Origin of the sequence: Demequina pilifera, assembly GCF_048814985.1 — a bacterium.
Classification (GTDB): domain Bacteria; phylum Actinomycetota; class Actinomycetes; order Actinomycetales; family Demequinaceae; genus Demequina.
On sequence record NZ_JBMDTW010000002.1, the window covers coordinates 26,607 to 49,605 of the forward strand.

Consider the following 22,999-nt stretch of genomic DNA (forward strand, 5'->3'; position numbering starts at 1 on the left):
CCTACCCTGCGACGGCATCCGCACGGAGCTCGCGGATCACCGTCACCTTGATCTCTCCAGCGAAGCTGAAGTCGCGGCTGATGTGTTCGGCAATTGTACGCGCCAAGTCCCGCGTGCCGTCATCGTCGATGCTCTCCGGCTCGACTACCACACGCACCTCGCGGCCCGCGGCCATCGCCACCACCTTCACCACGCCCTCGTGCTCCGCGACGAGTCGCTCCAGCCCCTCCATGCGGTCCACATAGCCGTCGACGTCCTCGCGGCGGGCGCCCGGGCGCGACGCGGAAACCGCGTCCGCGACCTGCACGATGACGCCCTCCAACGTGGTCTGCGGCACCTCGTCGTGATGGGCCGCGATCGCGTTGACGATCGCTGGGGGCTCACCGTGCTCGGCGGCGAATGCCGCGCCGATGGCCGCGTGCGTCCCCTCGCGCTCGTGGGTGAACGCCTTGCCAATGTCGTGGAGGAACGCGGCGCGGCGGGCGAGTTCGGCGTCCGCGCCGAGCGACGTCGCGATGTCGGCGGCGATCTGCCCCGCCTCCACCAAGTGGGCGAGCACGTTCTGTCCGTAGGAGCTGCGCAGTCGCAGCCGCCCGAGCACGGTCACCATGTCCTGCGGCACTCCGCTCACGCCCGCCGCGTCGATCGCGTCCAGGCCCGCGTCGCGGTGGCGCTGCTCGGTGTCGGCGACGGCGCGCGCGTAGGCGGCCTCGACTCGTTGAGGCTGGATCCGGCCGTCCTCCACGAGGTCGCGCAGCGTCACCTCGGCGATCTCGCGCCGCTCGACGTCGAAGGACGACAACTGGACCGCGTTCACGCCCTCCTCGACCATGACGTTCACACCGGTCAAGGACTCGAACGCTCTGATGTTGCGGCCCTCACGGCCGATGATCCGGCCCTTCATCTCCTCGCTGGGAAGATCGATCCATGTCGTGGAGGTCTCCGACGCGGTGCGAGCCGCCTGCCGCTGCATCGCGGTGACCAGGATCTCTCGAGCACGCTGGTCGGCCGACTCCTTCGTCGCGCGCTCGATGCGGCGCAACTCGTCGCTTGCGGCGTGCCGCGCGGCCGTCACCTGGCTCGCGGCCAACTCCTCGCGAGCCTCCTCGGCAGTCATCCCGGCGAGGTCCGCGAGGCGCTGATCGCGCAGCAGGCCTATCTCGGCGCGCTCGGCATGAAGGCGCTTCTCGTCCCGCGCGATGACCGTGGCGCGCTCCTCGAGCGACCGTGCGTACTTCTGGGTGTCGCGCTGATCAGCGGAGATGTCCTTCTCCCTGAGCGCGACCCGCTCCTCACGGCGCTGGGCCTCGCTGAGCAGATCGCGCGCCTCTTCGCGCATCGACTGGGTCTCGTCGCTGGTGGAGCGGCGGATCTCAGCCGCCTCGCGTCTCGCGAAGTGCACCACGAGGAGCGATGCGAGCAGCAGGAGGAGTGTCGCCACCGTGGCAATGACCTGAGCCATGCGGCCTCCTTCCTGACGAACGACATGCTACGTGTCCGAGTTATCGGCATTCTCGAGTTCCCGCACAAGCGCGAACGCGTCCGAAGGAGAGTACCCCTTGCGACCCAGCATGCCCACGACGCGACGCACGCGCTTGTCGCGGTCCACACCGTCCAGCTGGTTCCAGCGCTTCACCGCAAGAGCACGCGCGGCGTCCTGCTCGTCGTCGTCGGTGATCTGCGCCAGCGCGGCGTCGATGTCCTGCGCCTCGAAGCCCTTGCGACGAAGCTCCTCGAGGATCGCTCGTCGGGACTTGCCGCGCTCCCGGTGGCGAGCCCGCACGATCGCCGCGGACAGCGCCGCGTCGTCGAGCAGACCCACCTCCCGGTAGCGCTCGATGACCTCGTCGGCGACCTCGGGCGCGACCTCCCTCGACACCAGGCCCTCGCGCAGCTGCGCCGCCGAGCGCGCGGAATGGTTGAGCAGCCGCAGAGCGATGTCACGCGCGCGCTGAGCCGGGTCCTCCGAAGTCGCAGGTCCCCCGCCCTTTCGAGCAACGTCCTGCCGAGCGCCCTCCGACATCAGAAGGTGGCGCGCTCCTTCTTGGCGGCGGGCTTGGCGGGGATCTGCGGCTCGTCCTCAGCGGCGACGGGGGCGGTCTGGTCGCCCTCCTCGGCCGGGGCCGCTCCCACGCCGAGCTTGGTCAGGATCTTCTTCTCGATCTCGGTGGCCAGCTCGGGGTTGTCCTTGAGGAAGTTGCGCGAGTTCTCCTTGCCCTGTCCGAGCTGGTCGCCCTCGTACGTGTACCAGGCGCCCGACTTCTTGACGAAGCCGTGCTCGACGCCGAGGTCGATGATGCCGCCCTCCTTGGAGATGCCGTGGCCGTAGAGGATGTCGAACTCCGCCTGCTTGAACGGGGGCGCCATCTTGTTCTTGACGACCTTGACGCGCGTGCGGTTGCCGACGGGCTCGGTGCCCTCCTTGAGGGTCTCGATGCGCCGGACGTCGAGGCGAACGGAGGCATAGAACTTGAGAGCCTTGCCGCCGGTGGTGGTCTCGGGGGAGCCGAAGAACACGCCGATCTTCTCGCGCAGCTGGTTGATGAAGATCGCGGTGGTGCCCGTCTGCGAGATGGCGCCGGTGATCTTGCGCAGCGCCTGCGACATGAGGCGGGCCTGCAGGCCCACGTGGCTGTCGCCCATCTCGCCTTCGATCTCCGCCTTGGGCACGAGCGCCGCGACGGAGTCGATCACCAGAATGTCGACGCCGCCGGAGCGGATCAGGATGTCCGCGATCTCGAGCGCCTGCTCGCCGGTGTCGGGCTGGGAGATGATGAGGTTGTCGATGTCGACGCCCAGCTTCTTGGCGTAGGCCGGGTCGAGAGCGTGCTCGGCATCGATGAACGCGGCGGTCCCGCCCTGCTTCTGCATGTTCGCGACCGCGTGCAGAGCGACCGTGGTCTTTCCGGACGACTCGGGACCGTAGATCTCCACGACCCGACCGCGCGGGAGGCCTCCGATGCCGAGAGCGATGTCCAGCGCGACGGAGCCCGTGGGGATCGCCGGGACGGCCACCACCTGGCGGTCGCCCATGCGCATCGCCGAGCCCTTGCCGTACTGCCGGTCGATCTGCCCGAGTGCCGCGTCGAGTGCCTTCGTGCGGTCTGCCGCCTGTGCCATGTCGCTATCCCATCGTCGGTGGCATTGCTGCCGTGTCTGCCGTGTACACGAACGACGCTATGACGCGCCTCTGACATCGGCGCGACGTACGTTCCCTGCCCTGTGGAGGGTCGTCGTCACGCTGCGCCTGTGGACCACAGTAATCGAACGCATGTTCGAAAGGAAGGCGCGGGTCCCGGCGTGTCGCGGCGCACGAGTGGACGGCGGTCACCGTCGCGGGGGGATCATGCGCTCGCGCGCACCACCGTCGCGGCGATCGAGCGGCACGTCCATCTGGTCGCACAGCGCGTGCCACACGTCCCGCGGGGGCGTGCCGTCGGCGAGGGCCTCCGCAGAGGTGCGGGAGGACAGGCCGTCAAGCGCCAGGTCGCGCGCCAGGCTGCGGGAGTAGTCGACGCCGAAGACGTCGTCCAGGAGGGCCCAGAATTCGCTGTGACGCACGTTCCGTCGCGCTACCGCGCGCGGACTTCGCCCAGCAGCTCCGGCACAGTGTCGGGGATGGACGGCATCACGTGGACGCGGCCGAAGCCCTCGGCGGTCTCGAAGCGGTCGGACACCTCGCGCAGGATCGCCGACATGGGGACGTCGAGCGCCTCGCAGATCGACGCGAGCAACTCGGATGACGCCTCCTTCTGGCCCCGCTCGACCTCGGACAGATATCCGAGGGAGACCCGAGCGCCAGACGAGATGTCACGGAGGGTCTTCCCCTGAGTGAGGCGAGCGTCACGAAGGACGTCGCCGATCTCGTTGCGCAGCACAGGCATGCGTTCCCTCCCGATGGTGACACTTCCCTTGTCCATGCCAGTCCCAACGCACATTACCGCAAGGTTGTTCCCCTGGTCGACGGTCGCCGCGCCCGTGGGATCGCGACGACCGGCGCGAATCGCCGTCAGGACCTCGCGACCCGGTCCGCGAGCACCTCACGTGCCAGCGCGAGTGCGCCGGAGACGGCGCCACGGGTCACGTCGCCGCGGTCGCCGTCGACGTGCAGCTGCCGCGCGGTGAGCGTCCCCTCGAGATCGACGGCGACCCAGATCGTGCCGGGCGCCTGTCCCCCATGAGGATCCGGGCCCGCCACTCCGGTGGTCGCGATGCCCATGGCCGCACCCATGGCACGTCTCGCCCCCGTCGCCATGGCCTGCGCGACCTCGCGCGACACGGGCCCTGGACCGTCGAGCAGCGACTGGCTCACCCCGAGCACGTCGTGCTTGCTCTCGACCATGTAGGACACGACGCCACCGCACAGAGACTCCGACGCGCCGGGCACGTCGACCAGCTGTGCGCACAGCGATCCGCCGGTGAGCGACTCGCCCGTCGCCAAGGTGACCCCGGCTGCGCGTGCAAGAACCAGCACCGCATCGGCCTCAGACCTGGACATCGCCCGCCGATCCATCGTCGACGCCGGTTCCCGAGCGGACTCCGCTGCCCTTCGCGCGGTGACTGCGCGCGATCCTGACGATGCGGATCGCGTAGTCGACGCCGGTGATCACCGCGACCGCGACCGCCACGAGCAGGCTCCACCATGCGACCGTGTCGATCCATGCCGCCGGGTGGGGCACCAGGTAGGCGGTGAGGGCCCACAGCTGCAGGACCGTCTTGAGCTTGCCTCCGCGGGAAGCGGGGATCACCACGTCGCGCGCGACGGCGAGCCGTCCCAGCGTCACGCCGATCTCGCGCACCGCGAGCACCGCCAGCGGCCACCACGGGATGCCGTCGACGATGACCACTCCCGCCAGGGTGAACAGCACCAGCGCCTTGTCGGCGATCGGGTCTGCGAGCTTGCCGAACGGGCTGACCACCTCCCAGCGGCGCGCCAGGTAGCCGTCCCAGTAGTCCGTCGCGGCGGCGAACAGGAACACGCCGAGGGCCCACGCGCGCATCACCTGGTCGTCGCCGCCCGCGAGCAGCAGCCACACCACCACCGGCACCGCGACGAGGCGGGCACCCGTGAGCAGGTTGGGGACTGTTGCGTTCACGCCCTCACCCTAGCCCCGGCACGGGCTGCGCTCCGCGATAATGGGCGCCATGCCCTCCCACTCGCGACGCTCGCCATCACCTCTGCCCGCGTTGGCGGCAGCCGTCGTGGCCGCAGTGGTCCTGGCCATCGCGGCCCTCCTCGCAGGCGGGCTGCCGACGTCGTCGCCCGGCGCCGACCCGGCCGCCGCTCCCGCTGAGTCCGAACAGACCCCCGCCGCGACCGCTGCCCCGACGACCCCCGCATCGGCCGTCCCCTCGCCGACGCCCACCCCTCCCGCTCCGCCGCCCACGGTCGAGTTCACGCTGGTGACCGGCGGCGACATCCTCACGCACGGTCCGGTGCTGACGTCGGCGCGCGCGGCCGGCGACGGCGAGTACGACTTCGCGCCGTTGATGGAGAACGTGCGACCGTATGTCTCCGGCGCGGACCTCGCGCTGTGCCATCTCGAGGTGCCGGTCGCGCCGCCGGGCACCGAGCCGTCGGGGTATCCAGTGTTCGGCGCGCCCGAGGAGCTGGTCCCCGCCCTGGCAGACGAGGGCTGGGACGGGTGCTCGACGGCCTCCAACCACTCCATGGATCGCCGCTACTCGGGCCTCGAGACCACGCTCGATGCGCTCGACGACGCCAGGCTCGGCCACTCCGGGATGGCGCGCACCGAGGAGGAGGCGGCGAGCACCCAGATGTACTCCGTGCGCGTCGAGGACCGGCGCATCAGGGTCGCCAACATCTCCTTCACCTACGGGCTCAACGGCCTGCCCAAGCCCGACGGGATGCCGTGGGCCGTGGACACCTTCGACGCGGACGCGCAGGACGTGTCGCCCATTCTCGCGGCGGCGCAGGCAGCCCGGGACGAGGGCGCAGACATCGTGATCGCGTCGACCCACTGCTGCGTCGAGTACCAGGTCGAGCCCAATGCCGCTCAGCGGGACATCGCGGAGCAGATTGCGGAATCCGGGCTGGTCGACCTCTACGTGGGCCACCATGCGCACGTCCCGCAGCCCATCGAGCTGCTGGAGGGCGGCGTGGACGGTGACGGCATGTGGACCTACTTCGGCCACGGCAACTACCTGTCCAACCAGGACACCCAGTGCTGCAGTGCGCACACCAACTCCGGCTACCTGGGGGTCACGACCTTCTCCGTGTCTCCGGACGGCGACGTCGACGTCACCGCCGAGTGGGTGGCGACCACCGTCGACCGCACCAGCCGCCACACGATGCACGTGCTGGCCGACATCGCGGAGACCGGCGCGGGCGACCTCAGCGCCGGCGAGGCGCAGGCGCGTCACGGGCGCGTGGCCGATGCGGCAGGCACCCAGGCGGCGGAGCGCACCTCTCCCCCGGAGCGCTTGGCGGACGCGGCCTTCCGGATCACACGATGGTGGGAAGCGAGCGACTGAGCGCCTCCGAGCGGCGCGCCCGCTCAGTACGTGGGACTCAGTACGTGTGGTTCAGTACGTGCGGTCGTCGATCTCCAACGGGCTGTCGTTCTCCTGCGGCCGCGGGTCGATCAGGCTCGTCGTGAACTGCGGGACGGTCTCGTGCAGCGCGCCCGCCGGCTGCGCCACGCCGAACAGCCACCCCTGCCCGTAGCGCCACCCGCAGCGGGCCAGGAACTCGGCCTGGGCCTCGGTCTCGATGCCCTCCGCGATGGTGGCGAGACCGAGCTCACGCGCGAGAGCGCCGAGCGCGCGCGAGACGCGCGCCCCCGCCGGGTCCTCCGGGATGCCGGCCACGAACGACATGTCGAGCTTCACCCCGGACACCGGCAGATCGCGCAGGTACGACAGCGGGGAGACACCCGTGCCGAAGTCGTCCAGCAGGATCGGAACTCCCGCGTTGCGCAGCTCGGTGAGCTCGTGCCTGATGCGGGTGTTCGGGGCGACGAGCGATGCCTCGGTGAGCTCGATGACCATCCGCTGCGGGCTGAGGTGATAGCGCCCGATCGCGCTCAGCACGCGGTCAGCGAACTCCGAGTCGCCCAGCTGGTCGGCGGACACGTTCAGCGACACCCACATCGATGGCGATGGGCCGGTGGCGAGGAACTGCGCGGCCTGATCCACGAGGGCCATGCCGAGAGTCACCGACAGGTTCTTGTCCTCGATGAGCGGCAGGAAGCTGCCGGGCAGCAGCAGCCCGCGGGTCGGGTGCTGCCACCGCACCAGCGCCTCGTAGCCCACGACGGTGCGCGTCGACAGCTCGAGAATGGGCTGGTAGTGCAGGACCAGCTGGCCTTCCTCGATCGCCACGGCCAGTTCCGATGCGAGCGCCGAGTGAGTCTCCGAGGCGCTGCGCATGGACGGCTCGAATACCTCGGTGCGGGACTTGCCGCTCGACTTCGCCCGGTACATCGCCGCATCGGCGGCGCTCATGAGGCTGGGCGCGCCACCCTCCGTGGTGTCCTCGTCCGCCATCGCGATGCCGACGGAAGCGTGCAGGGTGATCTGGTGCCGCTTGACCTGGACCGGGCGCTTGAGGCCCTGGTGGATGGCGCCCGCGATCTCGAACAGCGCCTTCGAGCAGTCGCCGTCCTGGACCACGATGACGAACTCGTCGCCACCGATCCGCGCGACCGTGCCGCGACCGGCCGTCGCCGTCCGCAGCACCCCAGCGACATGGACCAGGGCGTTGTCGCCGATGGCGTGGCCGAACCGGTCGTTGAGGCCCTTGAAGCCGTCCAGGTCCACGGCGATCACGCCCACGCGGGTGAGAGCGTCCGGCTGCTCGAGGACCTGCTGCAGTACGTCCTGCAGGAGCGTGCGGTTCGCGAGACCCGTGAGCGGGTCGTGCATGGCGCGATGAGCCATGAGCTCGGAGTGCATGCGGTCGTCGGTGCTGTCGCGCACTTGCACGACGTAATGGTCGGGGGCTCCCCCGGCGTAGCGGACGAGCCCGACGTCGAGCACGGCCCACACGACGTTGCCGTCGGCCCGCACATAGCGCTTCTCGCACGTGAACTGGCTCTGGTGCCCGTCGTACAGGCGCTGCAGCTGGTCGCGTTCGGCGTTGATGTCGTGGGGGTGGCTGAGCGCGGAGAACGGCGTGCCGCGCAGCGCGGCCACCGTCGCGCCCATCATCTCCGCGAAGGAGCGGTTGACCTCCATGAGCCGCCACTCGAGGTCGACGAGCGCCATGCCGACGGGCGCGTTCTCCATCGCCTTGCGGAACTGCGCGTCCGAGCGGTTGAGCGCCTCGGCCGCCTCGCGCAGCCCCGAGGTGTCCATCATCGTCACCACGGTGACGGGCCCGTCGTCGAGGCTGTCGGGGATCACGCGGGCCCGCACCTGAACCCAGCGCACGTCCTCCGCCCCGCGTCTGCCGGGAACGCCCACGATCCGCGGCTTCGTGTCCGTGCGGCCGATCCCGAACGCCTCGCGCATGAGGATCGGGTGCATCTGCTCGTCGAACGCGCGCAGGTTGAGCCGGGCGATCGGCAGGCCCACCGCGTCGCTTCTGGTCACTCCGAGGATCTCGGCGGCGACGTCGGAGATCAGCGCGATCTCGTCCGCCTGCGTGACGATGATCACGCCGTCGCGGGCGGATGACAGCACGGCCTCGAACTGGCCCCTGAGGCGGCGCTCCCTCTCGAGGGCGGAATCGCGGGACGCGCGCACCTTATGAGAGCGCCAGAAGAAGTAGAGAGTGAGGCCGACGAGCGCAAGCAGTAGGGCCGTCACCGTGATGGCCACGGTCGGCCTTTCAAACTGCTCTACGGCCCAGCCCATTCGTCTCCTTCAGCCTCGTCATCGACAGCCGGAGCCCCCACGCTAGCGGGTGTCTGCCCACGGAGAACAGCAAGAGTCGATGCCAATGCCTCAGGAGTGACCAATACCTCACGTGCCTTGGAACCCTGCGATGGCCCCACGACTTCGCGGGTCTCCAGCAGGTCCATGAGCCGACCCGCCTTGGCGAAGCCCATCTTGAGCTTGCGCTGGAGCATCGAGGTCGAGCCGAGCTGAGTGGTGATGACGAGCTCCGCCGCGGCGAGGAGATCGTCCAGGTCGTCGCCGATGTCCTCGTCGACCACGGCTCCCTCGCGCTGCGGCTTGGTGACGTCGTCGCGGTACTCGGGGTTCGCCTGGTTCTTGACGTGGTCCACGGCGGCATGAATCTCCGACTCGCTCACCCACGCGCCCTGCACGCGCATGGGCTTCGACTCGCCCATCGGCACGAACAGCGCGTCGCCCTGGCCGATCAGCTTCTCCGCACCGGGCATGTCCAGCACCACGCGCGAATCGGCGAGCGACGAGGTCGCGAAGGCCAGCCGGCTCGGCACGTTCGCCTTGATGGTGCCCGTGATGATGTCCACCGACGGACGCTGCGTCGCGAGCACCAGGTGGATGCCCGCCGCGCGGGCGAGCTGCGTGATGCGCTGGATCGAATCGTCGACGTCGCGGGGCGCGACCATCATCAGGTCCGCGAGCTCGTCGACGATCACGAGCAGGTACGGGTAGGTGTGGATCTTGCGTTCCGAGCCCGGCAGCGGCTTCACCTTGCCGGCCCGCACGGCCTTGTTGAAGTCGTCGATGTGCTTGTACCCGAACAGCGCGAGGTCGTCGTACCTCATGTCCATCTCCTTGACCACCCACTCGAGGGCCTGCGCGGCCTTCTTGGGGTCGGTGATGATGGGCGTGATGAGGTGCGGGATCCCCTCGTACATGGTGAGCTCGACGCGCTTGGGGTCGACGAGCACCATGCGCACCTCCTGCGGGGTGGCGCGCATCAGGATGGACGTGATCATCGCGTTCACGAACGACGACTTTCCGGCGCCCGTCGCACCCGCGACGAGCAGGTGGGGCATCTTGGCGAGGTTCGCGAGCACGAACCCGCCCTCGACGTCCTTGCCGATGCCGATCGCCATGGGGTGGTCGTTCTTGATCGCGGCCTGCGAGCGGAGCACGTCGCCCAGCGACACGGTCTCGCGGTCGACGTTGGGGATCTCGATGCCGATCGCGGACTTGCCGGGGATGGGCGACAGGATGCGGATGTCGGGGCTGGCGACCGCATAAGCGATGTTCTTGCTCAGCTGCGTGATCTTCTCGACCTTGACGCCCTGGCCGAGTTCGACCTCGTAGCGAGTCACCGTGGGGCCGCGGGTGAATCCCGTGACCTCGGCGTCGACACTGAAGTCCGTGAACACCTTGGTGAGGGACTCGACCACGCGATCGTTCGCCGCGGACCGGGTCTTGTGCGGCGCACCCTTGACCAGCACGTCGAGGTCGGGCAGGACGTACGGAGACGAGTTCTCGAGCTCACCCTGCTCGCCCGGGGGGACGATGCGGGTGGTGCGGGGCGCCTCGCGCTCGCCGGCCGGCGCCGGCTCGGCGGGCTCCTCGTCGGGCATGTACGGCGAGACCGGACCCTCGTGGACGCGCGTCGCCGCGACCGGATCGAGCACCTCGGTGGCGTCCGCGCGCTCGGCGCCGGGGTCCAGCAGCTCGTCGAACTCGGTGCGGTCCACGCTCGCGGCGGCGGCGAAGGCCTCGTCCGCCTCGTAGCGGTCGATCCGCTGCTGCTCGGTGAGCGACCGGTCCTTGCCGCGGCCGATGCGCTTGAGACGGCTCACGGGATTGGCACGGCTGCCGGACGTCGCGCGGCTTCCCGAGGGTTCGAGGGTGCCGTGCTCGGGCAGGTCCATGTCGTCATCGTCCGCGCGGTCGCGGCCAAAGATCCGGCGCAGGCCGCTCCCGGCGAGAGCGATGACCTCGCGCAGGGGTATCCCCAGAATGATGAGCACCGCGAGGAGCCCCAGCAGCACCAGCACCGTCACCGCGAGCGGCGCGGTGAGCGCCGCCGCCATCGGCGTGCCGAGCAGGAATCCGAGCACGCCGCCCGCCGCCTGCACGGGTTCGAGCCCCTGGCTGGGGCTCGGGCGGCCCTCCGCGATGTGGATGATCCCATCCACCATCAGCACCAGCATCAGCGCTCCGAGGCCGATGCGGTGATTGGCCGCCTCCTCCTGCGGAGCGCGCATCAGGCGCACGGCGAGAGCGACGAGCACGATGGGGATCGCCACCGCCAGGATCCCGAACGTGCCGGCGATCACCCAGTGGATCGCGGTGCCCGCCCACGAGGACAGACCCCACCACTCGCGCGCGGCGATGAGGATCGCGACGATGATCAGCACGATCGCCAGGCCGTCGCGACGCACCTCGGGGCTCACCTCGCGCGCGCCGTGACCGATGCGGCGCACTCCCCCGCCGACGGCGTGAGACGTGCCGCGTCCGATGGCGGCGAGGCCGCGCAGCAGCGCGGGCGGGCGCTTCTTCTGAGGCGCCTTGGCGCGCGACGCCGGAGACTTGGGGCGCGTGCTCGTGGAGCGTGACTGAGCCATGCCTTCAGACGTTACCCGCGCATCGGCCGTAGTGAACGCTGCCACCCCGCGTCGGCGACGCATCCGCGCCGCTCCCCCACCAGCCGCGCGGTGCGCTCGCGCGGGGACCGCGCGAGCGCTCGGCCGTCAGGACTCGATGACGATGGGGATGATCATGGGGCGGCGGCGCAGCTTGTTGCCCACGTAGCGGCCCAGCACGCGGCGCATCACCTGCTGGAGCTGACGCTGATCCGTCGAGCCTGTGCGAGCGGCCTCCTCGAGCGCCTGCTTGATGTTCGGCAGCACCGCGTCGAACACGTCGTCGCCCTCGGCGATGCCGCGTGCGTGCACCTCGGGGCCGGAGACCACCTTGCCGTTCGAGGAGTCGATGACCGCGAACACGGACACGAACCCCTCCTCCGACAGGATGCGGCGGTCCTTGAGCTCCGCGTCGGTGATCTCGCCCACCGAGGAGCCGTCCACGTAGACGTTGTGCGTCTCGACGGCGCCCACCACGCGGGCACGGCCGTCCCTCAGGTCCACGGCCACGCCGTTCTCCGCGAACATGACGTTCTTCTCGGGGACGCCGGTCTTCATCGCGAGCTTGCCGTTGGCGAGCAGGTGACGCACCTCGCCGTGGACGGGCATGACGTTCTTAGGCTTGACGATGTTGTAGCAGTACAGCAGCTCGCCGGAACTGGCGTGGCCGGACACGTGGACGCGCGCGCTCCCCTGGTGCACCACGGTCGCGCCCAGGCGCATGAGCCCGTTGATGACGCGGTAGACGGCGTTCTCGTTGCCGGGGATCAGCGAGGACGCGAGGATCACCAGGTCGCCGGGGCCCACGCGCAGCTTGTGGTCGAGCGAGGCGATGCGGCTCAGCGCGGCCATCGGCTCTCCCTGAGAACCCGTGCACATGTACACGACCTTCTCCGGCGGCATGTCGTCCGCCTTCTTCGCGTCCACCAGGATGTTGGCGGGCACGTTCAGGTAGCCGAGCTCGGCGGCGATGGTCATGTTGCGCACCATCGACCGGCCCACGAACGCCACGCGACGCCCATGAGCGTGCGCGGCGTTGATGACCTGCTGCACGCGGTGCACGTGGCTCGAGAAGCTGGCGACCACCACGCGGCCCTCGGCGTTCGAGAACATCTGGTCCAGCACCGGCGTGATCTCGACCTCGGAGGTGGTGAAGCCCGGGGCCTCGGCGTTGGTCGAGTCCGTCATGAACAGGTCGACGCCGCGCTCGCCGAACTTCGCGAAGCCGCGCAGGTCGGTGATGCGCCCGTCGAGGGGCAGCTGGTCCATCTTGAAGTCGCCGGTGTGCAGCACGGTGCCGCCGTCGGTGGTGATGAACACCGCGAGGGCGTCGGGGATCGAGTGGTTGACCGCCACGAACTCCAGGCCGAACTTGCCGAGCTGCTCCTGCTGACCCTCCTTCACGGCGAGCGTGACGGGGTTGATGCGGTGCTCCTTGAGCTTGGCCTCGATGAAGGCGAGCGTGAGCTGCGAGCCGATGATCGGGATGTCCTGGCGCAGGCGCAGCAGGTACGGCACCGCGCCGATGTGGTCCTCGTGACCGTGCGTGAGGACGATCGCCTCGATGTCGTCCACGCGGTCCGCGATGTAGCCGAAGTCGGGCAGGATCAGGTCCACGCCCGGCTGGTGGTCCTCGGGGAACAGCACGCCGCAGTCGACGATGAGCAGGCGGCCGTCGATCTCGAAGACGGTCATGTTGCGGCCCACCTCGCCCAGTCCCCCGAGGGGAACGATGCGCAGGGTGCCGCTCTCGAGGGGCTTGGGCAGGGTCAGTTCGGGATGGAAGTTCACGGGTCTCCTAGGGGGTCAGTGGCACGCCGGCGGCGCGCAGTCGCGTGACGAATTCGCCGTACTCGGCGTCGTCGAAGGCGACATGGGGAAGGCGCATGTGGCGTGAGCTCGTCACGCCGAGCGCCTGCATCGAGGCCTTCGCGGTGACGGCTCCGAGGCCGTCCCCCATGATGACGTCGATGATGGGCAAGTGGGAGGCGAACTCGGCGTCCGCTGCGGAGGGGTCTCCGGCCTCGTGCGCGGCGACCATCCGCGCGATCGACTCGCCGATGACGTGGCTCGCGACGGACACGACGCCGACGGCGCCCGCCCGCAGGAAGTCGAGGGTGAGGGGGTCGTCGCCCGAGTACCAGGCCAGGCCCGTGCGCTCGATGCGCTCTCGGGCCTGCGCGACGTCCCCCGTGGCGTCCTTGACCGCCACCACGTTGTCGCGGCGCGCGATCGCGTCCAAGGTGGCGTCCGCGATGGGCATCGCGGTGCGGCCCGGGATGTCATAGAGCATGATCGGCAGGTCGGTCGATGACGCGATCGCCTCGAAGTGAGCGAGTACGCCCAGCTGGCTGGGCTTGGAGTAATAGGGCGTCAACGCGAGCACGCCGTCCGCGCCGCACTCCTGCGCCTGCTCGGCCATCATCACCGCGTGAGCCGTGTCGTTCGAGCCCGCGCCGGCGACGATGAACGCGCGGTCTCCGACCGCCTCCACGAGCGCGGTGGTGAGCTCGAGCTTCTCGGGCGCGTGGGTGGTCGGGGCCTCGCCCGTCGTCCCGGACACGACGAGGCCGTCGGAACCGTGATCGATCAGGTAGTTCGCCACCGCGATCGCGCTGTCGATGTCGATGGTGCCATCGTCGTGCATGGGCGTGACCATGGCGGTCAGCACGGTGCCCATGGGTCGCGGTTCGGTCATGGGCCTAACCTACCGCGACACCGCGCGGCGACAATCTGTGGCCGACGGCGCGGCTAGCGCTCTCCGCGCGTGGCGACGGTCAGCAGCACCGCGCAGTCGGTGACCGCCGTCAGCCCATGACGCTCAGGGGGCAGGACCAGATAGTCGCCCGCGCTCATCGCGAGTTCGCTCTCTCCCACGGTGAACGTGATCTCTCCTCGCAGCACCTGGAGGGTCGCCTCGCCGGGGCTGTCGTGCTCGTTCAGGCGGTGCCCTGCGGTGATCGCGATCAGGGTCTGGCGAAGATCGTGCTTGTGGTCTCCCACGAGCGTCACGGCGTGACGGCCCGACTGCTCCTCCGCGAGCACGAGGTGCTCACTGACCAATGTGTCGAGATTCATGGCGTCCACGGCAGCTCCTATCGGTTGCTACCACTCAAGCACACCCGGGCCGTGCCGTCGCTGGCACGCCGCGCACGCGCCCCGGCATCGTGGCCGAGCGGGCGTATGGTGATGCCGTGGAATCCATCCCGACCCCGTACGAGGACCTGCTGCGCGACGTGCTCGCGACCGGCACCCGCAAGGACGACCGGACCGGGACCGGCACGGTGTCGGTGTTCGGACGCCAGCTCCGCTACGACCTCAGCGCAGGGTTTCCGCTCATCACCACCAAGCGCGTGCACGTGCGCTCCATCGTGGGTGAGCTGCTGTGGTTCCTGCGCGGCGACACCAACGTGCGGTGGCTGCAGGAGCGCGGCATCTCCATCTGGGACGAGTGGGCCGACGCCGACGGCGAGCTCGGCCCCGTCTACGGGTATCAGTGGCGCTCGTGGCCGGCGCCCGACGGTTCGCACGTGGATCAGATCGCGGCCGTCGTGGAGTCCATTCGCACCAACCCGGACTCGCGCCGTCACATCGTGAGCGCATGGAATCCGGCGCTCATCGAGGACATGGCCCTGCCGCCGTGCCACGCCATGTTCCAGTTCTATGTGGCGGACGGCAGGCTCAGCTGCCAGCTGTACCAGCGCAGCGCGGACCTGTTCCTCGGGGTGCCGTTCAACATCGCGTCGTACGCGCTGCTGACCCACATGATCGCGGCGCAGACGGGCCTCGAGGTCGGGGACTTCGTGTGGACCGGGGGCGACTGCCACATCTACTCCAACCACTTCGAGCAGGTGCGCACTCAGCTCGAGCGCGACCCGTACCCCTACCCGACCCTGCGCCTGGCCGCCAAGGATTCGCTGACGGACTACGACCTCGACGACGTCGCGTTCGAGAACTACCAGCACCACCCGGGCATCAAGGCCCCGGTGGCCGTCTGAGTCCCGGTCACCACCCGATGCTGAAGGCGATATGGGCGCAGGCGCGCGACGCCGCTGGCCGGCCGGTCATCGGCGCGCAGGGCGACATGCCGTGGCACCTGCCGGAGGATCTGGGGCGCTTCAAGGACCTCACCTCGGGCGCCGCGGTCGTCATGGGCCGCCGCACGTGGGAGTCCTTTCCCGAGAGGTTCCGGCCCCTGCCGGGCCGGGTCAACGTGGTCATCACCTCCGCCGACGGCGTGGTGGGGGCCGATGCGGTGGCCGGTTCGCTGGGCGAGGCCCTCGAGGCCGCCACCCGGCTCGCGCCCGGTCGCGACTCGTGGGTGATCGGCGGCGGCCGGGTCTACGCCGAGGCGCTGCCGCGCGTCGATCAGCTCGAGGTCACCGAGATCGACCTCGAGGTCGTCGGCGACACCTTCGCTCCCCATGTCGACGCCGCCGCCTGGGTGCTCATCGCCGAGGAGCCCTGGCAGACCTCTCGCACCGGGCTCGGCTACCGGTTCCTGACCTACGCCCGCCGCTGACGCCGCCGGATCGCGCTGACGCCGCCGGATCGCGCTGACGCCGCCGAGTGCGGAGGCTGCGGCCTCACGACTCGGTGAGCGTCGGCGCTCCCGGGACACCACGGGGCTGCGGTGGCAGGATGACTGAATGGCCTACCTCGTGCCCCATCGCATCGAGACCGAGCGGCTCGTGCTGCGCCGCTTCGAGCGCAGCGATGCGCGGGCGCTCGCCACCGTGATCCAGCGCAATCTCGACCACCTGCGCGCGTACATGGAGTGGGCCCAGTTCGAGCCCCAGAGCGTCGCGCAGCGCGAACAATGGATCGCCGAGGTGAACCGGCAGTTCGACGCCGGCGAGGACTACACCCTGGGCATGTTCACCCGCGACGGCGCCCTCGTGGGCGGCACGGGCTATCACCGGCGCACCGAGCCTGACCGCCTGGCGCTCGGCTACTGGATCGACCGCGATCTCGAGGGCCGTGGCCTGGTCACGGAGGCGTGCGCCGCTCTCACTCACGTGGCGATACGGATCGCGGGAACGGGGATCGTCGACATCTCTCACGCACCGAGCAACGGCCGCAGCGCCGCGGTGCCCGCGCGGCTGGGATTCCAGCGCCAGCAGGGCTCGGGTCAGCAGTGCTATGACCGGGGCGAGAAGCATGGCTCGGTCACCTGGTTCGCGACCGCTGCGACCCTGGCCGCCGAGCCGCTCGCGTCCACCCCGCGGCCGCGCGTGACCGATGCGACGGGGACCGAGGTGCCATGGCCGTCCCCCGTCGTGCCCCGGGGGTCGCCGTGACGGCCTCCGGTCCATCGCTGCGAGGGACTCCTGCACGCATCGAGACCCCGCGCCTGAATCTGCGCTCGTTCCGCGAGGGTGACGCCCTCGCGCTCACCGCTCTCGTGACCGCCAGCATCGACCATCTGACGCCGTGGCAGCCGTGGGCCACGGACGAGCCGGTGTCGATCGAGCAACGGCGCAGCGCCCTGGCCGCTCTCGCCGCCCAGTTCGAGGCGGGCGAGGCCGCCCACTACGCCGTCGAGAGGCGCGACGACGGGCGGCTGCTCGGCAGCGTGGCACTCGTCACCGGCAAGACCGAGGAGCGCATCGAGATCGGCTACTGGGTGGGCGCGTCGCACGTGCGCCGCGGCTACGCGAGTGAGGCGGCCGGCGCGCTCACGCAGGCCGCGCTGGGCCCGATGGGGCTGACTCGTGTGGAGCTCTGGGCAGACGCGGACAACGAGGCGTCCAACGCCGTGGCGCGACGCATGGGGTTCGAGTTCGTCGGCGCCGAGCCGTCCTACCGGCACGACGAGCCCGCGCCGCTCATGCACGTGTGGATGGCCGAGCCGGAGCTGCTCGACGAGGAGATCCTGCTGCCCACGGAACTGTGGATGTTCGACCGCGACGGCAACGAGGTGAGCCTGACGGACTAGGGCCGTCCGGCGGGCGGGAGCCGTCGTCGCGGTGCCACGCACGCGGCGAGTGGCCCCGCCCCGCTCTGCCAGGATTGCCGCATGCCGCGCGCAGTCCCGATCCGCCTCGACCCCGCCCGCCAGCAGGCGATCTCCGTGTCGGTCGCGACGGGCGCCTACGCGATCAGCTTCGGCGCGCTGTCCGTGGCCGCTGGACTCGACATCTGGCAGACCATGGCGCTCAGCCTGCTGGTGTTCTCCGGGGGCTCGCAGTTCGCCTTCGTGGGGGTGATCGGCGCGGGCGGCACCGCGGCCGCCGCGGTCGCCACCAGCACGTTCCTGGGTCTGCGCAATGGCTTCTACGGCGTGGGGCTCGCTCCGGTCCTGCGGCCGATGCGCGGGTGGCGGCGGGCGGCGGCCTCCCAGGTGACCATCGACGAGTCCACGGCGGTCGCGCTGGCTCAGCCGCCGGACGATCGCCGCGCTCGCCGCACGGGCTTCTGGTGGACGGGCGTGGGCGTCTTCGTCGCCTGGAACCTCGTCACCGTCGTGGGCGCCCTGCTGGGCGCGCGCATCGGCGATCCCGCCCAGTGGGGGCTGGACGCCGCGGCCGCCGCCGCGTTCCTCGGACTGCTGTGGCCGCGACTGGCGACGCGATTCGCGCAAGTGGTCGCCGCCGCATCGGCCGTCCTGGCGCTGGCGCTCACTCCCCTGCTGCCGTCCGGGCTGCCCATCCTCGCGGCCGCGCTGGTGGCGGTCGTCGCGGGTTGGCGCGCACCCCGTTCGGAGGTGCCCGAGTGAGCTCCTACGTGCTGATGTGGATCGCGATCGTCGCGGCGGGGCTGCTCGCGTGGGCGACCAAGTACGCGGGACACGTGGTGCCCGAGGCGTGGCTAGAGAACCCCCGGGTGCACCGCATCGCCGCGTTCGTGACGGTGGCGCTGCTGGCCGCCCTGTTCGGGGTGCAGGCCTTCACCACCGGTGCGGCCATCGTGCTTGACGCGCGCATCGCCGCAGTCGCCGTCGCGGCGGTGCTGCTGTGGCTCCGCGCACCGTTCATCGTCGTGGTGTTCGCGGCTGCGGCGGTCGCGGCTGGACTGCGACTGATGGGGTGGGGCTGACGCCCCGGTCTAGAGCACCTCGTGCAGCACGAACGCGACCAGGAATCCTGCGGTGGCGACCAGGCCCGTGGCCCAGTGATCCTCGTCGAATGCCTCGGGGATCATCGCGTTGCACACCATCGCCAAGAGCGCGCCGGCCGCCACCGACATGATGATCGCCACCACCTCCGGGGGCGCCCCGCCCATCAGCGCGCTGGCGAGAACCGCCGCCACCACCGCGAATGCTGTGATCCCGCCCCACAGGAAGAACACCTGCTTCGAGGACCGTCCCGACCCGCGCAGCGCGACCGTGCCGGCCAGGCCCTCGGGCACATTGCTGAGACCGATCGCGGCCACGATCGCGACCGGGAAGGAGCCGGTGACGGCGGCGAGGCCGATCACGATCGCCTCGGGGATGCCGTCGAGCAGCGCGCCCACCGCGATCGCGGCGCCGTCGCCCTCGCTTTCGCCGCCGCGCCGCGCCGTGATGTTGCGAGACGCGGCGGAGTCGCTCGCCTCCGTCCGTGCGCGCCGTCGCCTCCCCACGCGCACCACCGCCTGGTCTCCCCCGACGTAGAGCACGGCCCCGGCAGTGAAGCCGGCCACGACGGGCCACACACCCCCGCTGACAGAGGCCTCGTGGACGAGAGCGAGGGCCAGGGTCGCCATCAGCACGCCGGCGCCGAACGCCATGACCCCCGCCACCGCGCGCTTGGGCACCTCCCACCGCCACGCGACGAGCGCGCCGAGCAGCAGGCTGCCGACGCCGACGAGGGCCGCGAGCGCGGCGATCACGATGGTCACCCCATCAGGCTATCGACCGCCCCAGGACGCGTAACCTTGACGGCATGCCCACCGCAGATGTCTCCGCCCGCCCCGCCGTCCCTGGAGACGAGGAGGCGATCGCCGCGATCCAGCTCGCCGCGTGGCGCGACCGGATCGGCGTCGACGCCGTCGAGGAGATTCCGCGCGACGAGGTGCTGGCGGCGTGGGGCGCGGCGATCGAGTCGCCGCCGTCGCGCGAGCACCGCGTGTTCATCGCCACCGATGGCCCGCACGTGGTGGGCTTTGCGGCCCTCGCCGCCGGCGGAGAGATCATCGCGCTGGAGGTGGCCCCCGAGCACCGACGCCACGGCCACGCCTCTCGCCTGCTGGCCGCGTGCGTCGACACGCTGCGCATCACGGGCGGCACGAGCGTGCGCGCCTGGGCGCTGGAGGGCGACGACGCCCGCGAGGCCTTCCTCACCGGAGCCGGCCTGGGCGAGGGCGGGGTGCGACGGGGCATGGAGACCCCGGGCGGCGAGATGACCGAGCGCATGTTCCGCGCGGATCTCGAGCAGTAGTCCCCGCGCCGGCGCCGGCTGCGCACACCACCCGGCCCGCGCATCGGCCGTCTGAAGGACCGTGACGCCTAGATTCCGCGCGCGCGCCGATCCGCCTTGCGCTCCGCGCGATACAGGTCCGCGGCGTAGCGCAGCGCCTTGCGGGCCGCCGACCGGTCGCGGTTGGCCTCGTAGGCGTGGCCGACGTGGAACCACGCGGACCAGTCCTCGGGCCGCTCGTCGACGTCGCGGCGCGCGGTCTCGTACACCGCCTCGGCGGCCTCTTCCGTCAGCCGACCAGACGCGCTGCGCTCGCCCGAGTGCACCGGGAGTCGGCCCTCGCGATCGAGCTGGTTCGCCATGCGCTGCACCGTGATGCCCAAGCGCCACTCCTGGTAGAGCCACCACGCGCCCACGAGTGGAAGCACCAGCAGCGCCGCGCCGAGCCCGCGCGCGGCGAGCTCGTCCGCACGGATGAAGGCGAACGCGAAGTCCGCGACGAAGGCGAAGTACAGCGCGACGATGACCGTGATGGCCACAGCCGCGAGGAATCCGGGGTTGCGGAACACGCCCATCTAGAGATCCATGTACCGGTCGAGGCCCACCGTGAGGCCGGGACGGGAGGCGACTTCGCGGATGCCGAGCAGGACTCCAGGCATGAACGACGCGCGGTCGAAGCTGTCCGTGCGGATCGTGAACGCCTCGCCGGCGTTGCCGAACAGCACCTCTTCATGGGCGACCAGCCCGCGCAGGCGCACCGCGTGGACGTGGACGCCGTCGATGTCCGCGCCACGGGCGCCGTGTGGATCGTGGGTGGTGGCGTCGGGGCTGGGCTCCAGGCCCGCGTCGGCACGGGCCGCCGCGATCCCGCGGGCGGTGTGGATCGCGGTGCCGGACGGGGCGTCGACCTTGTCCGGGTGGTGCAGCTCCACCACCTCGGCGGATTCGAAGTACGGCGCGGCGACGGCGGCGAAGCGCATCGCGAGCACCGCGCCGATCGCGAAGTTCGGGGCGATCAGCACGCCGAGGTCGGGGCGCTCCTTGAGGTGCTCCTCGACGCGGGCGAGCGCGTCGCTGGTCCAGCCGGTGGTGCCGACGACGGCGTGGAGGCCCAGGTCGATGAGCGCGTGCACGTGTGCCTCGGTGGAATCCGGGACGGTGAAGTCGACCACGACCTCGGCCTTGGCGTGAGCGGCCGCAGCGATGTCGTCGTCGGCGTCGAGGGTCGCGACGACCTCCATGTCGTCCGCCGCCCCCACCGCCTGCACGACGTGAGAGCCCATGCGCCCGGCGGCGCCCAACACTGCGACATTGATCATGCCTCTACTCTACGGGCGGTGGTGCGTGCACCTGCGCGTCCCACGAGGTCCTCAGTGCCCGAAAAGGGCCCGAATGGGCACTGAGCGCCTGCTGGCGCGCACGGCCGATGCGGGGGCCGGCTCAGGCGGCGGGGCCCACCCTCACACGGGATCGGGGACGGGACGCGAGGTCGGCGGCGAGGCCCACGACCTGGTCGGCGGTGACCGCGCGCACCTCGTCGAGCGCCTCGCCGATGCTCCACAGCTCGCCGAAGACCAGCTCCGACTTCCCCAGCCGGGACATGCGCGAGTACGAGTCCTCGAGCCGCAGCACCGTGGTGCCGGCGATCTGACCCTTGGCCTTCTCGAGCTCCTCCGCCGTGACGCCCTCGGCCATGCGCTCGAGTTCGCCCGCCAGCAGCCGCTCGACCTCGTCCGCGGCGCGCGGGTTGCAGGCCGCGTACATCCCCCAGATGCCCGTCTCCGCGTTGGGCGCCCCGAACGAGTACACCGCGTAGGTGAGGCCGCGCTTCTCGCGGATCTCCTGGAAGAGCCGCGACGACATGCCGCCGCCCAGGATCGCGTTGAACACGCTCAAGGTGCTGCGCCGCTCGTCCGCGGCGCGGTAGCCGCGCGAGCCGAGGAGCACGTGCGACTGCTCGAGGTCGCGCGTCACGGACACCTCTGGCACGAGTTCGGCGTCGAGCGCGGCGAGGGGATCGCGGCGCGCGACCGGAGCGACCTCGCCCGTGAGGTCCCAGCCGCCCTGGGCGAGGGCATCGGCCACGAGGGCGCACACCGTCTCGTGGTGCACGTTGCCCGCGGCCGTGACGATGAGCCCGCTGGGCTTGTAGTGCTGCTGGTAGTGCTCCCACACGGCGTCGCGAGTGACCGAGCGGATGATGTCGGGCGTGCCGCCGATGGGCCGGCCGAGCGGGTGACCCGACAGCACGGCCTCCGTGAAGCGCTCGTGCGCCACGTCGCCGGGATCGTCCTCGGCCATCGCCAGCTCCTCGAGGATGACGCCGCGCTCCATCTCGAAGTCCGCCTCGTCGAGCCGGGCGGAGGTCACCATGTCGAGGATCAGGTCGATCGCAAGCGGCAGGTCCGTGTCGATGGTGCGGGCGTAGTAGCAGGTGAACTCCTTGCCCGTCATGGCGTTGGACTCGCCGCCCACGCGGTCGAAGGCCTCGGCGATGTCGAGCGCGCTGCGCCTGGCGGTTCCCTTGAACAGCAGGTGCTCGAGGAAGTGGGTCGACCCGGCGTGCTCGGGGGTCTCGTCGCGGGAGCCGACTCCGATCCAGGCGCCCATCGTGGCCGATCGCATCCCGGGGATGTGCTCGGTCAGCACGCGCACTCCGCCCGGCAGCACGCTGCGCTGGATGACGGCGCCGGCGTCCTGCTCGACCGTGAGGTGGGCACCGATGGCCGATGCGGGGACGAGGGGAAGTGCGTGAGGCATGCAAGCGAGCCTAACGCGGCGCGAAGTCAGGACGGTCGACGCCTCTCTTGCGGACACTGTCCGCAAGAGCCATGATTGAAGTGAGGGGCCGGTGCTCGCCCCGCCGGGGCGACGCGAACACGCGCACGATCCGCGCCCCGAGAGGAGAGAGCATCGTGAAGAACGTGCATGTGGCAGAGGCGGGTCGCTACGAACTGGTCGACACCGATGACCCCGAGGTGATCGCGCCCACCGACATCGTCGTCGACGTCACCGCGACCACCGTCTGCGGCTCCGATGTGCACATCATCGGCGACCACATGGGGATCCCGCTCGACTGCCCCCTGGGTCACGAGTTCGTGGGGACGGTCGCCGCCGTCGGCGATGCGGTCTCCACTCTGTCCGTCGGCGATCGGGTCGCCGCTCCCGCCGCGCCGTGGGGGGGGGGGGGGCGAACCCGCCCTGTCAGCCCAA

Annotated in this window: 25 protein-coding genes; 9 read left to right on the forward strand and 16 right to left on the reverse strand. The window is 70.6% G+C overall.

Going from position 1 to position 22,999, the window contains the following annotated elements; translation table 11 throughout:
* Position 1: 1 nt before the first annotated feature.
* The 7 genes from rny to pgsA form a co-directional block, all read right to left on the reverse strand.
* Positions 2–1,462 (reverse strand): ribonuclease Y, encoded by a 1,461-nt coding sequence (gene rny, locus ACNI14_RS02890; protein ID WP_420518459.1) that lies wholly within the window; start codon positions 1,460–1,462, stop codon positions 2–4.
* A gap of 27 nt (positions 1,463–1,489) precedes the next feature.
* Positions 1,490–2,023, reverse strand: a complete 534-nt coding sequence (locus ACNI14_RS02895; RefSeq protein WP_420518460.1) for a regulatory protein RecX — start codon at positions 2,021–2,023, stop codon at positions 1,490–1,492.
* Positions 2,023–3,120 carry a recombinase RecA gene (gene recA / locus ACNI14_RS02900; RefSeq protein WP_420518461.1) on the reverse strand — a complete coding sequence of 366 codons (1,098 nt, stop codon included), beginning with the start codon at positions 3,118–3,120 and terminating at the stop codon, positions 2,023–2,025. Before recA ends, ACNI14_RS02895 begins: the two co-directional genes overlap by 1 nt.
* 207 nt (positions 3,121–3,327) lie before the next feature.
* The gene (locus tag ACNI14_RS02905) at positions 3,328–3,561 is read right to left on the reverse strand and encodes a DUF3046 domain-containing protein (RefSeq protein WP_420518462.1); all 234 of its coding nucleotides are present in this window, start codon (positions 3,559–3,561) and stop codon (positions 3,328–3,330) included.
* 11 nt (positions 3,562–3,572) lie between these two features.
* Positions 3,573–3,884: a helix-turn-helix domain-containing protein gene (locus tag ACNI14_RS02910; protein ID WP_420518463.1), complete on the reverse strand. Its 312-nt coding sequence runs from the start codon at positions 3,882–3,884 to the stop codon at positions 3,573–3,575.
* A 125-nt stretch (positions 3,885–4,009) separates the two neighbouring features.
* Positions 4,010–4,498 carry a CinA family protein gene (locus tag ACNI14_RS02915; RefSeq protein WP_420518464.1) on the reverse strand — a complete coding sequence of 163 codons (489 nt, stop codon included), beginning with the start codon at positions 4,496–4,498 and terminating at the stop codon, positions 4,010–4,012.
* On the reverse strand, positions 4,485–5,096 hold the full coding sequence (pgsA, locus tag ACNI14_RS02920) for a CDP-diacylglycerol--glycerol-3-phosphate 3-phosphatidyltransferase (RefSeq protein WP_420518465.1): 612 nt from the start codon (positions 5,094–5,096) through the stop codon (positions 4,485–4,487). Before pgsA ends, ACNI14_RS02915 begins: the two co-directional genes overlap by 14 nt.
* 49 nt (positions 5,097–5,145) lie before the next feature.
* On the opposite strand from pgsA, the gene ACNI14_RS02925 reads away from it, so the two are divergent.
* On the forward strand, positions 5,146–6,495 hold the full coding sequence (locus ACNI14_RS02925) for a CapA family protein (protein WP_420518467.1): 1,350 nt from the start codon (positions 5,146–5,148) through the stop codon (positions 6,493–6,495).
* Between the two features lie 51 nt (positions 6,496–6,546).
* Here ACNI14_RS02925 and ACNI14_RS02930 read toward each other — a convergent pair whose 3' ends face one another.
* From ACNI14_RS02930 to ACNI14_RS02950, 5 genes are all read right to left on the reverse strand, one after another.
* On the reverse strand, positions 6,547–8,820 hold the full coding sequence (locus tag ACNI14_RS02930; RefSeq protein ID WP_420518468.1) for a putative bifunctional diguanylate cyclase/phosphodiesterase: 2,274 nt from the start codon (positions 8,818–8,820) through the stop codon (positions 6,547–6,549).
* A complete protein-coding gene (locus ACNI14_RS02935) occupies positions 8,805–11,429 on the reverse strand; it encodes an FtsK/SpoIIIE family DNA translocase (RefSeq protein WP_420518469.1) in 2,625 nt (874 codons plus the stop codon). Before ACNI14_RS02935 ends, ACNI14_RS02930 begins: the two co-directional genes overlap by 16 nt.
* A 126-nt stretch (positions 11,430–11,555) precedes the next feature.
* On the reverse strand, positions 11,556–13,142 hold the full coding sequence (locus ACNI14_RS02940; RefSeq protein WP_420518892.1) for a ribonuclease J: 1,587 nt from the start codon (positions 13,140–13,142) through the stop codon (positions 11,556–11,558).
* Positions 13,143–13,245: 103 nt separating this feature from the next.
* Positions 13,246–14,145, reverse strand: coding sequence for a 4-hydroxy-tetrahydrodipicolinate synthase (gene dapA, locus ACNI14_RS02945; protein ID WP_420518470.1), 900 nt, complete (start codon positions 14,143–14,145; stop codon positions 13,246–13,248).
* A 53-nt stretch (positions 14,146–14,198) separates the two neighbouring features.
* Positions 14,199–14,525, reverse strand: coding sequence for a cupin domain-containing protein (locus ACNI14_RS02950; RefSeq protein WP_420518893.1), 327 nt, complete (start codon positions 14,523–14,525; stop codon positions 14,199–14,201).
* A gap of 116 nt (positions 14,526–14,641) precedes the next feature.
* Between ACNI14_RS02950 and ACNI14_RS02955 the strand changes: the two genes are divergently transcribed.
* The 6 genes from ACNI14_RS02955 (at position 14,642) to ACNI14_RS02980 (ending at position 18,485) form a co-directional block, all read left to right on the forward strand.
* Entirely contained in the window at positions 14,642–15,445 is an 804-nt protein-coding gene (locus tag ACNI14_RS02955; RefSeq protein ID WP_420518471.1) for a thymidylate synthase, read from the forward strand.
* Between the two features lie 17 nt (positions 15,446–15,462).
* A complete protein-coding gene (locus tag ACNI14_RS02960) occupies positions 15,463–15,969 on the forward strand; it encodes a dihydrofolate reductase (RefSeq protein ID WP_420518472.1) in 507 nt (168 codons plus the stop codon).
* Between the two features lie 127 nt (positions 15,970–16,096).
* Positions 16,097–16,747 carry a GNAT family N-acetyltransferase gene (locus ACNI14_RS02965; RefSeq protein ID WP_420518473.1) on the forward strand — a complete coding sequence of 217 codons (651 nt, stop codon included), beginning with the start codon at positions 16,097–16,099 and terminating at the stop codon, positions 16,745–16,747.
* Positions 16,711–17,385 carry a GNAT family N-acetyltransferase gene (locus tag ACNI14_RS02970; protein WP_420518474.1) on the forward strand — a complete coding sequence of 225 codons (675 nt, stop codon included), beginning with the start codon at positions 16,711–16,713 and terminating at the stop codon, positions 17,383–17,385. Before ACNI14_RS02965 ends, ACNI14_RS02970 begins: the two co-directional genes overlap by 37 nt.
* Positions 17,386–17,466: 81 nt before the next feature.
* Positions 17,467–18,165: an AzlC family ABC transporter permease gene (locus tag ACNI14_RS02975; RefSeq protein WP_420518475.1), complete on the forward strand. Its 699-nt coding sequence runs from the start codon at positions 17,467–17,469 to the stop codon at positions 18,163–18,165.
* On the forward strand, positions 18,162–18,485 hold the full coding sequence (locus ACNI14_RS02980; protein ID WP_420518476.1) for an AzlD domain-containing protein: 324 nt from the start codon (positions 18,162–18,164) through the stop codon (positions 18,483–18,485). Before ACNI14_RS02975 ends, ACNI14_RS02980 begins: the two co-directional genes overlap by 4 nt.
* Positions 18,486–18,494: 9 nt before the next feature.
* On the opposite strand, the gene ACNI14_RS02985 is transcribed toward ACNI14_RS02980, so the two are convergent.
* The gene (locus ACNI14_RS02985) at positions 18,495–19,268 is read right to left on the reverse strand and encodes a ZIP family metal transporter (RefSeq protein WP_420518477.1); all 774 of its coding nucleotides are present in this window, start codon (positions 19,266–19,268) and stop codon (positions 18,495–18,497) included.
* 44 nt (positions 19,269–19,312) lie between these two features.
* On the opposite strand from ACNI14_RS02985, the gene ACNI14_RS02990 reads away from it, so the two are divergent.
* Complete coding sequence (locus ACNI14_RS02990) at positions 19,313–19,807, forward strand: GNAT family N-acetyltransferase (RefSeq protein WP_420518478.1); 495 nt, start codon at positions 19,313–19,315, stop codon at positions 19,805–19,807.
* A 68-nt stretch (positions 19,808–19,875) separates the two neighbouring features.
* Here ACNI14_RS02990 and ACNI14_RS02995 read toward each other — a convergent pair whose 3' ends face one another.
* The 3 genes from ACNI14_RS02995 to ACNI14_RS03005 all read right to left on the reverse strand — a co-directional run bounded on the left by ACNI14_RS02995 (position 19,876) and on the right by ACNI14_RS03005 (position 22,546).
* Positions 19,876–20,361: a hypothetical protein gene (locus ACNI14_RS02995; RefSeq protein WP_420518479.1), complete on the reverse strand. Its 486-nt coding sequence runs from the start codon at positions 20,359–20,361 to the stop codon at positions 19,876–19,878.
* Positions 20,362–21,105, reverse strand: a complete 744-nt coding sequence (gene dapB, locus ACNI14_RS03000; protein WP_420518480.1) for a 4-hydroxy-tetrahydrodipicolinate reductase — start codon at positions 21,103–21,105, stop codon at positions 20,362–20,364.
* A gap of 121 nt (positions 21,106–21,226) precedes the next feature.
* A complete protein-coding gene (locus ACNI14_RS03005; protein ID WP_420518481.1) occupies positions 21,227–22,546 on the reverse strand; it encodes a M16 family metallopeptidase in 1,320 nt (439 codons plus the stop codon).
* Between the two features lie 155 nt (positions 22,547–22,701).
* On the opposite strand from ACNI14_RS03005, the gene ACNI14_RS03010 reads away from it, so the two are divergent.
* A partial coding sequence (locus ACNI14_RS03010; protein WP_420518482.1) for an alcohol dehydrogenase catalytic domain-containing protein occupies positions 22,702–22,999 on the forward strand: 298 nt, incomplete at its 3' end.